Genomic DNA, 12,743 nt, shown 5'->3' with positions numbered 1-12,743 from the left:
GTGGTTATGGCGCTGGCGGGGCCGGGGCGCTGACCATGGTGGTGAGTTTGGCACCGGTCAGATCGGCATCGGCCAGTTCGGTGCCGCGCAAGATGGCCCCCGACAGATCGGCATAGGCCAGATCGCTGCCCGTCAGTGCCGCCCGGCGCAAATCGGCCCCGCGCAAATCAATGTGGTGGGCAATCGCCCCTTCCAGCCGGGTCGGCAGTAGCCGGCCATCGGCGAGAATCAGGGGCCCCATCAGTGCGTTGTGCAGATCGGCGAAGCTGAGCCTTGTTCCCATCAGGTTGGCACCGCGTAAATCTGCGTCGGCCAGGCAGATGGCCCGCAAATCCGCCCCTTCCAGATCCGCCCCGGCCAGAATGGCACCGGTCAGGTCGAGCCCATAGAACGTTGCCCGTGGGGCGATGAGGGATTTGAGCTGTGCGAATCGCCCGGCGTGTAACTGGCGCAGGTCCATACCGGAAAAATCCGCCGGGCGTCCTTGCTGACCGTTGCTTTCAATCCACAGCATGTGATCGGACAGCAACTGCTGCAGGGTCTCGTCATTAAGATTTGCTGTGGTACCGACCGGCTGGTCGGTTAAAGCGCCGGTCAAAATGGTGTCGATGGCGATGGCTTGTTCAAAGCGGCAGCCCACCAGCACCGCATCGGTGAAATCGACCCCGGTCAGATTGCTGGCGCTAAAATCGCTGCCGCTGAGCAGGCTACCCTGGAATTTGGCCCTTTCCAGATTGGCGCATTGCATTTGGCAATTGGACAGCACGGCGTCGGAAAAATCGGCGTCACGCGCGATGGCCTGATCCAGCCTGGCATGGGTCAGCCTGGCCGAGGAGATAAGGGCACCGCTCAGATCGGCAGCTACCGTGCGGGTTTCCTGCGCCACGGATTGCGGATCATCCGACACTGGCATCGGGCCCAGATCGGCATCGGTCAGGTCGGCCCCAATCAGATTGGCCCCGGCCAGATTTACCCCGCGCAAATCCGCCCGGCGCAGACGGGCCCCGGCCAGATTGGCCCGCCGCAAATCGGCCCCGACAAAACGCGCCGCATCCAATGTGCCGCCCGCCAGATTGGTTTCGGCCATGCGGGCACCGGAGAAATTCGCATCCGCCAGATTATAGCCGACCAGTTCGAGCCCGCTGAGATCGGTGGCGGCAAAGTCGGCCCGTGCGCCACCGGCCCAGCCGGAAAACAGCATCTCGTGCCGGGCTGCGGCAGCCCTGGCTTCTTTTTGTGTCAGTTTGGTGTATTTGTTGTAACCACTCATGGTAGAGAGGAAACCCCGCCAGTCATAATGCCATCGTCAGGAATGTGGTCTGCTGCACGTTTCGCCTGAAATCTGGCCCCTTACGAGGGTCAAAAAACTTCGGCGGACAACCCATGGTCTATCTTCCTAATAGCGGGCTAATCGCCTATTAAAAAGCAGAAATTTGCGTTAAGCGTTTCTCGACGCTAGGTGTCTTGGCGAAAAGCAGCTATGGTCGGGCCCGATTTGCCCCTCTATCACGAATGCGTGGGTTGGGTGTGGTTAATGTCGTACCCGTCACGGGGGGAATTTCTCGTGACGCGCGCGGGTGGATTGCACAGGAATTAACGAGGTCGATTTTGAGCAAGCAAAAGTTATTGCTTTCCGTTGCCGCTGGCGCGCTTCTGTCTTTTCCGGCGATCGCGGACACGACGATTTCAACATCTGTCGACAAGGGGCAGGTGACCGCGGTTGATAGCAGCAGCAGCTTCGACACCGATTATTACACCACCGGCGTCGGCAATATCATCATCACCTCGGCCGGTACCGTCGCGCATAATAAAGCCGACTGGTCGGCCATCACGGTGAATTCCGACAGTTACGTCTACAGTAACGGCCTGATTCAGGATAACGACCACAGTGATGCCTATGGCATCGAGGTCGATATGACCGATGTGGTCGACCGCAATATGAGTGGCGGCACCTATACCAACGCGGCAGGTTCGTCTATTTCCGGCGCAGCGATCTATCTGGATTCCAGCTCGGTCATCAAACTGGCCGGTGATACCGGTTCGACCAAATACGGTATCTGGATTAACGGTGCCAGTTCGTCCTGTCTGGATACCGGCGCCAGCTGCGTGATGACCGGCGATATCACCATGGTGAAGGGCTCGGAAATCTACATCAAGGGCACCACCGGCCGCGGCATCTACGAAGAATACGGTACCGGAATTGATGGTGACATCACCATCGGCGGCCTGATCGAATTGCAGCAGTTGACGGCGACTTCGACGTCCAGCTCCGGCCTTTATGGCATGTATATGCTGGGCAAGATCGACGGCAACGTGACCATCACCAGCGATGGTGAGATTCTGTCGGATGGGGCCTCGGCTTATGGCATCTATCTGTCGGGCAGCGGTGTTACTGGCGCGCTGACCATCGAAGGTAAGGTTATCACTGAAGGTATTGACACCAGCTCATCTGATTTTACACAGAAAAAAGCCGATAATGGCGATGTCACCTATCCGGAAGCGGCGACGGCGGTATCAATTGGCGCCAGCATCGGTGGTGGCATCAATATTTCCGGCACTGTTGAAACGCTGGGTACCGGTGAAGCCATTCTGATTTCACCAAGTCTAACCTATGGTTCAGCCTCCTATGATACCGTGGCCAGCCAGGTCATCGGGCTGAATGGCACGACTGGGTATGGCTTCTACAATACCGGAACGGTTTCTATTGCGCCGATTAACGCTAATGCCAGTGCAACGGCGGCGATTTATCTGGTGGGTGGCGGTTCGCAATACGCCTCGGTCATTGATGGCGGCATCTACAACTCGGGCACCATTTCGGCCACGGTGCGTAACAGCACCGATAGCCCGACCACGGTTTCGGCGACCGCCATTCTTACCAGTGGTTATTTTAATATCGGCGGTTACTACAATACGACGACGAAGAAATATGTTGCCGACGAAATTGTTGCTAATGGCTCTCAAAACGCTGCACTAACAAGTGATACTTGTACATACAGTTATTGCTACTACGATGGTTCCAGTAATACGCTTTATGACGCCACCACGCGCGGCTCGCTGACCAACACCGGCACGATTGAAGCGGTGGCTTCTTCCGGATCAAGCGGATCGGTCAAAATCGGTACAGGGGCGGCGTCTACACGGGCGATCTTCATCGCGTCCAATTCGCACCTGACTTCGATCGTCAATTCGGGAACTATTCTGGCATCGTCTACGGTGCGTTCTGACTATACCGATACGGTCACATCCCTGTCGGCCTATGCCATTACCGATTATTCCGGCACGCTGACCTATATCTACAACACCGGCATCATCGAAGCGGTGGCCACCAGCCTCGATAACGATGCCCAGGTCAATTATGCCGTCTATCTGTCAGGTGACTCGCTGTCGGAATCCGGCACGGGCGTGACCATCATCAGCAAGTCGACCACAAGCTCGTCGGCATACATTGTTGGTGATATTAAATTTGGTGATGGTGACAACCAGCAGATCTATGTCTCGGGTAATTCTTCCTATTACTCCTATCTGATTGGCGATATTTCCTTCGGTGCCAGCACCGAGCCGGGCATCTCCAATGGCGATCTGCTTTCGGTTGGGGCTTATTCGGTGGTGACGGGCCGGGTGACGGCGACCAACGATGTGGAAGTCTCCATCGCTGATTACGGCACGCTGAACCTGCTCAACGACACCACCACGCTGAATGCGTCCCGGCTCACGGTTGCCAGTGGTGGTACACTGAGCATCGGCGTGTCAAAGGATATGGAAAAGACCGGTACGATTGACGTTTCCGATTATGCCGTGATCAGTTCCGGTGCCACCTTGGGCGTGACCTATAACAGTTATGTTCCCACCGGTAGCAGCAGCTTCCTGCTCATCCGCACCACCGCGGGCAATCTGTATTCGTCTTACGATACCACGACGAGCACGGGCACCGCGCTGACCACAGCGGATTTGGCCGACTACAACACGACGATTGCCGATAATCTGCCCTTCCTGTTCAGTTCGGCCAGTCTGTCGGTCACCACAGCGACGACGACGACGTCGGGCTCTTCGACGTGTACGACCAAATCGTCGACCTGTATTGCCTATGACGAAGTGGTGCTCAATGTGACGTCGAAAACCTCGACCGAACTGGGTCTGACTGGTTATGCCAAGCAGATGTTCAGCTATATCAATGCGGCCCTTGACGTTGACCCGGATCTGGGCGCGGCGATGGTCAATGATATTGGTGATGGTTGCGGCACGATTACCGACGGTGCCTGCACCGGCTCGATCACTATCGCCGAGGCTTATTCTCAGGCGCAAAAAGCGTTCAATGCCTATGCCCCAAACATGACGGGTGCGACCCGCCAGATTGCCATTTCGCTGACCGATCAGGCCACCGGTGTGGTGGCGGCCCGCCAGCGCATGCTGCGTGATTATGGCAATGATGGCGACGGCGATATGACGATGTGGGGCCAGGCCTTTGGCAGTAATATCCATGCCGATGGTCAGGGCGAAGTTGGTGCTGACGGCAGCTATGCCAAGAACGGCTATAAAGAAAACGGTTATGGTTTTGCCCTGGGTCTTGACGAGGGTAGCCCGCGCTTTGGCTGGTATGGTGGCGCGATCACCTTCTACAATTCCAGTGTCAAGGAAACCGGCCGCGATTCCCATGATAATGAATTGTGGGTCTTGCTCAGCGGGTATTCGGCCTGGCGTGGTCATCATCTGTTCTTCGACAGCAAGGTTGATGTTGGTTACGCCCGCATCCGTGGTAAGCGCTACATCTCTTTGAGTGACACTGATGGCAATACCTATACGCGTGAAGCCGACAGCAAGCATGCGGTCGAAACCCTGTCTGGTGGTGTGACCACTGGCGCGGCTTTTGATTACGCCGGTTTGAAGATTACGCCGCAGATCAGCCTCGACGGCTTACTGATGCGGACCGAAGGCTATAAAGAATCCAACCCCGACAGCACGCTGTCGACCGAGCAGGGCTTCCTGCTTCACGTTTATCCGGGGTATTACCGTTCGTTACGCGGCTATGTTGGCACGTCGCTGGGCTATGATTTCGATCTGTTGGGTCTGACCTGGCAGCCGGAGCTGCATGGCGGTTACCGCTATGACTTCATGCATGATCTGAACAAATCCAAGGTCTCGTTCAAAGATGTCGATACCGAGCTCACCGGGGATCAGGCCGGTGACCGCTTCACCCTCACCGGGCTTGATCCGGCGCGGAGCAATCTGGTTGGTGGCGGCTCCTTCGGCTTCAAGGTCGACAGCTGGTCGCTCAACGTCAACTTCGACTGGATCCATGGTAATAACGGCATGACCCAGAAGATCGGCACCCTCAATTTCGTGGTTCGGCTCTAGAAAAGACAAATATGCGCAAGATGACGAAGACAGAGATTTCGGTGGCGTCCGGCATGCCGGGCCGTTGTAAGGGTAGGAAATCGAAATTGAACAAGCGTAATCTGATGCTTTCGGCAGCCACGATCGCAATTCTTGCGACGCCGGCTTCGGCCTCCTCCTCAACGACGGTTTCGCTCGATTCGGATGATATCTGCATTGCTTCGGCGGATATCCACTGCATCACCAGTAAGACGACGAGCGCGCTGAGCACCTCGACCGCTACCGGGGTTGATAGTGCTGCGGGGCCGAGCAACATCTATATGTTCTATGACAGTGATAACGGCTATGGCCGCATTGTCATGAAGAAAGAAAATACCGCGCTCGTCACAATTGATTCGAGCAATTACGTCTATAGTAACGGTGTTTTGTCCAACACCGAATCCTCTGGTGCTCAGGGCATTCGGGTGGATTTATCGGCTAACCCCGTCACCACGACCTGGACTTTTGAAAACTACGAACTCGACACCATCACCGGGGCGGCGATTTATCTTGACGCCTCCTCGACGCTGTATCTGACCGGCAAGGGCTCGAGCAAGGTCGCCATCTGGCTTGACCCCAGCGATTCGGCAACCGGCACCGGCACGCTGACTGGCGACATCATCACCTATTACGGTTCGGTGATTTCGATCAAAGGTGACGATTCTGTCGGCATTCTGATGGATGAAGGCGCGACGCTGGACGGCAATATCCAGCTCAGCGGCACGATGGATATCTATCAGCATACGGCCAAATCTATGACGGCGTCGAACCTGTTCGGCCTGTACATGGACGGGTATGTCAATGGCAATGTCGGCATCTATGATGGCGGCACCGTGCTGGTGGCCGGTACCGGGGCCAATGGCTTCTTTATTTCCGGCAGTGGTGTTTCGGGCAACATCACGATCGAAGGCACGCTGGCAACCGAGGGGATCGATTCCTCCTCGGTTTCCTCGACCTATTACACCACCAATTCGAAGAAGATTTACCCCGATGCCGGCCCGGCGCTGACGGTCAATTCCAGCGTTGGCAAGGGTATCGAGATCACCGGTCTGAACTATGACGATGACAGCGATTCGACCACGGGCACGGTTTCGACCGTTGGTACCGAGGCGACGATCCTGATCTCGCCGGTGGTTGTGACCAACGGTACCACCTATACCGCCAGTTCCAGCGTCGTGGTTGGTCTGTATCAGTCCTACAGCACGACCTATAAAACCTATTCCTACGAAGCCTATGACCCGGGGTTTGGTCTGTATAACCGCGGTACGGTTTCGCTGACGCCGACCAACGTCAACTACTCGGTTGGCGCGGCGCTCCGGATCGAAGGCACCAGTGCTCTGCCGACCTATATCAATGGTGGTATTTTTAATTCCGGCTCGATCTCGGCTGCGGCAACGACGGACGAGAAATATTATTCGGTCACCGCCACCGCGGTAAGCCTTGAAGGTAATGTCACTGTCGGCGGGTATTACGATGAAACGTGGTCTTCCGACGACATCTCTTGCACCGGCAGTAGCTGCACCTATGAGAGTGGTATTCCGGCCAGCGTAATCGCGGAAATGCAGGCTGCCGGCAGTAAGGTTCTCGCCAATGGCCGTATTTCGGATGCCAATGATGATACCGGCTACGATCAGGCCGCTTTCGTCAACAGTGGTGATACCGGTTCGGGTAAGATTTCTGCGACGGTTTCGGGTAAGGGCGGCGGCACGGCCACCGCGCTGCTGATTTCGGCCGATTCCTATCTGTCTTCGATCTATAATTCGGGGACGATTTCGGCCACTGCCAGCACCACCAAAACGGGCATCACCAGCACGCTGGCGGCTTATGCCATTCACGATCTGTCTGGCTCGCTGACCTACATTTATAATGCCGGGACGATTTCGGCTGCGGCAACATCGCTCGACAGTGATTTGCAGATCGCCGATGCCATCAACCTGATCTCGGATAACACGACGACCAACGCGGCCAGCGGCGTAACCATCATCAATGCGGCGACATCGGATGCCTCGGCGACGATTACCGGTAACATCCGCTTTGACACCGGCACCAATCAGCAGATTTATCTGACCGGCGCCAGCTCGTCCTATCTGTCGGCCATCGTCGGCAATATTTATTACGGTGCCTGCAGTGACGGTTCGAGCAGTTGCGGCGATGTGCTGTCGATTGGTGCCTTTGGCGAGGTTTCCGGTTCGGTTTACAGTTACGGCAGTGATATCGACGTTATCATTTACAACAATGGCCTGCTGTATCTGCAAAACAGCTATGACAAGGACAGCTCGGAAACGCTCAACGGTACGGCGCTGACCGCCGGTACGGTGACGGTTTATGACGGTGGTTACCTCAGCCTTGGTATCAAGGAAGATTCCGGCCTCAACAGCTCCGGCTATATACAGGCCTCTGGCGATATCAATATCTATAGCGGCGCGAATCTTGGCGTGGCCTATAACAGCTATATCGGCAGTGAATCGGGTTCGTCCTATGTGCTGATGACCACCACCGGTTCGTTGAATATCGAGGATCTGGCGACCTACGCCCACGATATTTCAACCCCGATGACGGCAAGCTGCGATGGCACCGGCAATACCTGCGGTGACATGCCGTTCCTGTTCGCCTCGCAGACGCTGACCGAAACAACAGGCAAAAACAGTTCGGGGGCGACTACGAACGAACTGGTGCTGACGGTTGTGACCAAGACGGCCAGCCAGTTGGGACTGACCGGTTATGGCGCGCAGATGTTCACGCAGATTAATGCCGCGATCAGCACCGATGACGAACTGGGTGCGGCGATGGTCAATGGCATTCATGCCAATGTCGATGATACGACCGCGACCGGTGCCTCCTATGAAGCGCAGAAAGCCTATGACGCCTATGCGCCAAATGCTTCCGGTGGTACGCGCGCCATCGCGCTGGCGATTACCGATCAGGCAACCGGCGTCGTTGCGGCCCGTCAGCGTTCTTTGCGCATGTTCGCCAAGGAAGAGGGCGAGCTGACGCTGTGGACGCAGGAATTTGTTCAGTCAATCAAGAACCCCGGCCAGGGGGCGGTGCAGGAAGATGGCAGCCGCGAGAAAACCGGTTTCCGCGACCACGGCTTCGGCGTGGTGGTCGGTATGGATGCCGGCAGCCCCGAAAATGGCTGGTACGGCGGCGCACTGACTTTCTATAACGGTGACGTCAGCGAAATTCAGCGGACTTCGCACGAAAATCAGATGTGGTTCGTCGCTTCGGGCTACGGCACGTGGCGCGGTAAGGGCCTGTTCTTTGATGGTAAGGTCGATCTCGGCTATGCCCATATCAAGGGTCTGCGCTATCTGCATCTTGAAGAAGGCACCGGCAGTTCGCAGACCAGTTTCGTGCGCTATGCACAGAACGCGCACTCTGCCGCTATGGCGTCGACAGGCTTCACTACGGGGGCCACTTTCACCTACAGCGCGTTTACGTTCCAGCCGCAGCTTAGTGTTGATGGCATGTTCTTGCGTGAAAATGGCTACACCGAATTCAATCCGGTCGATAAAACCCCGGATGCGGACGGTTTCAGCCTGACGGTCAAGTCGCATTATGCCAAATCCCTGCGGGCCTTCCTGGGCTCCTCGGTGCGGTATGATCTTGATCTGCTCGGGGTGTTCCTGCAGCCGGAGATGCGCGCGGGCTATCGCTATGACTTCCTGAACGATCCGGCCAAGCTGAAGGCGGCGTTTAAGGATCTTGAGCCGGATACCGCGGGCAACCAGAGCAGTTCTTATTTCTCGATTCAGGGCCCGGATCCGTCACAGGGTAACTTCGTGCTCGGTACATCGGTCAGCACCACGTCGGGTGCCTGGTCGCTTGGCCTCAGCTACGATTATATTCGTGGCAGCGGCGGCAACCTTGAGCAGGTTGCCACCTTCAATCTGATTGGGCGGATTTAATTCCACTTACCGAACGGGGCGGCGCATCCTGCCAGCCCGGCACCATTTCCGCCTGCGGACGATCCTCGTCCGCAGGCGTTTTGCTATCTTGGGGCTGGTTTACCAGCTGCCGGTATTGGCCATTGAAGCCCATGGCTCCTGCGGGGGCAACGACTCACCCTTTTGCAGAAACTCGATCGAAATGCCGTCCGGCGTGCGGATGAAGGCCATATGGCCATCGCGGGGCGGACGGTTAATGACAACGCCCGCAGCCTGTAAACCGGCGCAGGTGGCATAGATATCGTCAACTTCATACGCCAGATGGCCGAAATTCCGCCCGCCGGTGTATTCTTCCGGGTCCCAGTTATAGGTCAGTTCGACCAGCGGGGCTTGCGTCGGCCCGGCCATCGGCACGTCCTTGGCGGCGGCCAGATAGACCAGCGTGAAACGGCCTGCGGCACTTTCGATCCGCTTGATTTCTGTCATCCCGAGCTTGCTACAAAAAAAGTCGAGCGACGTTTCGAGATTCGTCACACGGATCATTGTGTGCAGGTAGCGCATTTTTTTGGCCTCTTTTAGTTCCGCAGTTTGGCACAATTTTGCCATTTTTATTGAAGGGGGATCCGCGTTGAATTCTTTTTGCCTCACGCGACAATTGATCCGACCTTTACCTAAATAGTTATACTAATTAGCATATTTTTGCACATCGGTTTTATTGCCAGGCGGTAGTCCATCATGTAAGCATATCAAGCGTTCGGCAAAAAAAGTCGTCCTCTATTGTTTTTTCACCACAATGTTATGAGAACGTCATCTTTGTCGATCGTTACTTGATGGTTGCGGTTCCGGTTAACCTAGACCACCAGGAATGCGGCATTTCGCGTTATAGCCTCACATCGGAACCTCTAGACCTCGTCAAAAACCATGTTTACGATTAGGTTACATAAATGGTTAGGACGCACCCGGAACAACGGGTGCATGAGGGGGAACGCGTAAGCATGTTTCGCGAAGAAATGGCCCGGCGCATGTGCGCAGGGCTTAGCTTTATCCAGTATCGGTAAGGTCCATGGAACAGCCAACACACGCTATCAGAAGTTTGTCTTCTGCAAACAAGACCCGCCGTACAATCGCTTTGGTGATTGCCGTCGGTCTTAACGTAGCATTCGGAGTGGCGCTTAACGCCGGTCTGGTCCGCACATTGGTCGAAAAGCTTCCGGAAGCGGTTAAGGTAGATGTCGTCGAGGAGAAAATCCCCGATAAGGCACCGCCGCCACCGCCGCCGGATCTGGCTGAACCGCCACCGCCCTTTGTGCCGCCGCCAGACTTCCAGATCGTTTCGGATGCGCCCCCTCCGGCCACCACGATCACCGTTCAGAACAAGGTGTCTCAGCCTGCTGTCAAGCAGCTGTCGTCACCGGCTTCGATCGGTCGTCCACATTCGTGTGGTCAGGAATACCCGGCGCTTTCTCTGCGGTTGGGTGAACAGGGCACCACGGTGATTGCTTTCCACATCGCTGTTGATGGTACGACCAAAGATCTCGCGGTCGCCACATCAAGCGGTTCGGAACGTCTTGACGAAGCTGCAATCAAATGCGCTTCCAGATGGCGTTACAAACCCGCTACAGGCGAGGGTGGCACTCCGATTGAAGTGCCTTGGAAATCTCAAGTGGTTTGGGACTTGAAGAATCGTTAAGCCCCACATCCACTAAATTCAAACAACGCAACGTTAAGTTTTCTTTCGACAGCTACGGAGTTGTACTCAAATGATATCGAAGCATCTGAAGATTGCCGCTGCCTTCGCAATCCTGACCGGCTTTGCCGCCGTTCCCGCGATGGCTCAGGACAGCGCCGCCGCCCCGGCCGCACCGTCTGCCGCTGCAGTAGCTAAGGCTGCCGCACCGACTGAGAATCCCTATGGTCTGGCGGACATCATCCACAAGAAGAACCCCGTCTCGATGAGCGTTCTGTTCGTGCTGCTGATCATGTCGGCCGGTACGTGGTTCTTCTTCTTCACCCGCTATTTCGAGCAGGGCAAGGTCCTCGGTCAGGCCAAGTCGCTGGAACGCAAGTTCTGGACCGCTGGTTCGCTGAACGAAGGCATTGAAAAGCTGCCGAAGGCCTCGATTTTCCGCGGTATGGCGGAAGCAGGTGTTAAGGCGTCTGAAGGCGGTACCTCGCTGGTCGGTCTGAACGACTGGATCGCCATGTCGCTGAGCCGTCAGATTGAAGATGCCAATGGCAGCCTTCAGGGTGGCGTGACCTTCCTCGGCACCGTCGGTTCGGTCGCCCCGTTCGTTGGTCTGTTCGGCACGGTGTGGGGTATTCTGCAAGCCCTGATCGCCATCGGTGTTGCCGGTCAGGCTTCGATCGATAAGGTTGCCGGCCCGGTTGGTGAGGCCCTGATCATGACCGCCCTTGGTCTGTTCGTCGCCGTTCCTGCCGTTATGATCTACAACATGATCATTCGCCGTAATAAGATCATCATGGAAAAGGTCCGTGCGTTCGCCGGCGACCTGCAGACCTATCTGATCACGAAGGGCAAATAAGTCCATTTCGGATTATGCAGGTCACGCGGAGTAGAAAATAATGGCTGCATTAAGCGTTCAGTCTGGCGAAAGCCACGATGAAGCAGGCCTGAATACTAGCATCAACACCACGCCGTTGGTGGACGTGATGCTGGTCCTGCTCATCATCTTCCTCGTTACTATTCCGGTGATCGTGAAGTCAGTACCGATGACACTGCCTAACGCACGTAACATCGCTACCGTAACAAAGCCGGAAAATATCGTGATCTCGGTCGACAGGAACGAGAACGTTTACTGGAATAACGCTCCTGTCGACTACAATGAGCTTCGGACACGTTTCGTCGATGCGTTGAAACACGCAAAAGTACCGACGGCGCTGCCGGAAGTGCACATCCGCGGTGACGAGGCTGTGCGTTTCCAGGCTGTTGGCCGGGTTGTTCTGGCTTGCCAGGAAGCCGGCGTGCCGAAAGTTGGGTTCATCACCGAACCTCGCAACGAGTAACGGCCTAATAGGAAGGTATTAACCCATGTCTATGAGTGTCGGAAATGCGAGTGGCGATAGTGAGGTGATGGTAGAAATGAACACCACGCCGCTTATCGACGTGATGCTCGTTCTCCTGACTTTGCTTATCATCACTCTGCCTATCCAAACGCATGCTGTGAAGTTGGATATGCCCCAGCCAAATGCCACCCCGCCTCAGATGAAGCCGGTGGTTGTCGATCTGGGCGTGGATTTCGATGGTACCATCACCTGGAACAAGCAGCCGGTGGACCGCGATACCCTGAAAGCCTACTTCGTTCAGGCTGCGGAGCAAGATCCGCAACCTGAAATCCACCTGAACCCGAACCGTCTGGCAACCTATAGTGTTGTCGCCAAGGTTCTGGCGGATGCACAGCGCTTGAATGTGAAAAAGATCGGTTTTGCCGGTCTGGATCAATACAGGCAGTAAGTACTTGAAACCAA

8 protein-coding genes are annotated in these 12,743 nt (G+C 55.9%); 6 read left to right on the top strand and 2 right to left on the bottom strand.

All coding sequences use genetic code 11. The features are described 5' to 3' along the window. Positions 1 to 4: 4 nt before the first annotated feature. Complete coding sequence (locus ACZ5RI_RS14780) at positions 5 to 1,270, bottom strand: pentapeptide repeat-containing protein (protein WP_464513970.1); 1,266 nt, start codon at positions 1,268 to 1,270, stop codon at positions 5 to 7. Positions 1,271 to 1,608: 338 nt separating this feature from the next. On the opposite strand from ACZ5RI_RS14780, the gene ACZ5RI_RS14775 reads away from it, so the two are divergent. Then, positions 1,609 to 5,352, top strand: a complete 3,744-nt coding sequence (locus tag ACZ5RI_RS14775; RefSeq protein ID WP_464513969.1) for an autotransporter domain-containing protein — start codon at positions 1,609 to 1,611, stop codon at positions 5,350 to 5,352. Between the two features lie 86 nt (positions 5,353 to 5,438). Beyond that, positions 5,439 to 9,278 (top strand): autotransporter family protein, encoded by a 3,840-nt coding sequence (locus ACZ5RI_RS14770; RefSeq protein ID WP_464513968.1) that lies wholly within the window; start codon positions 5,439 to 5,441, stop codon positions 9,276 to 9,278. 99 nt (positions 9,279 to 9,377) lie between these two features. Here ACZ5RI_RS14770 and ACZ5RI_RS14765 read toward each other — a convergent pair whose 3' ends face one another. Next, positions 9,378 to 9,818: a VOC family protein gene (locus ACZ5RI_RS14765; protein WP_464513967.1), complete on the bottom strand. Its 441-nt coding sequence runs from the start codon at positions 9,816 to 9,818 to the stop codon at positions 9,378 to 9,380. 604 nt (positions 9,819 to 10,422) lie between these two features. On the opposite strand from ACZ5RI_RS14765, the gene ACZ5RI_RS14760 reads away from it, so the two are divergent. The 4 genes from ACZ5RI_RS14760 to ACZ5RI_RS14745 all read left to right on the top strand — a co-directional run bounded on the left by ACZ5RI_RS14760 (position 10,423) and on the right by ACZ5RI_RS14745 (position 12,729). Then, a complete protein-coding gene (locus ACZ5RI_RS14760; protein ID WP_464513966.1) occupies positions 10,423 to 10,947 on the top strand; it encodes an energy transducer TonB in 525 nt (174 codons plus the stop codon). A 70-nt stretch (positions 10,948 to 11,017) separates the two neighbouring features. Beyond that, on the top strand, positions 11,018 to 11,800 hold the full coding sequence (locus ACZ5RI_RS14755) for a MotA/TolQ/ExbB proton channel family protein (protein ID WP_464513965.1): 783 nt from the start codon (positions 11,018 to 11,020) through the stop codon (positions 11,798 to 11,800). Between the two features lie 40 nt (positions 11,801 to 11,840). Further along, the gene (locus tag ACZ5RI_RS14750; RefSeq protein WP_464513964.1) at positions 11,841 to 12,281 is read left to right on the top strand and encodes an ExbD/TolR family protein; all 441 of its coding nucleotides are present in this window, start codon (positions 11,841 to 11,843) and stop codon (positions 12,279 to 12,281) included. Between the two features lie 25 nt (positions 12,282 to 12,306). Beyond that, positions 12,307 to 12,729, top strand: a complete 423-nt coding sequence (locus tag ACZ5RI_RS14745; RefSeq protein ID WP_464513963.1) for an ExbD/TolR family protein — start codon at positions 12,307 to 12,309, stop codon at positions 12,727 to 12,729. The last annotated feature ends 14 nt before the right edge of the window (positions 12,730 to 12,743 follow it).

It is taken from the genome of Micropepsis pineolensis (genome assembly GCF_055392125.1).
This window is presented reverse-complemented; position numbering and strand designations above follow the sequence as displayed.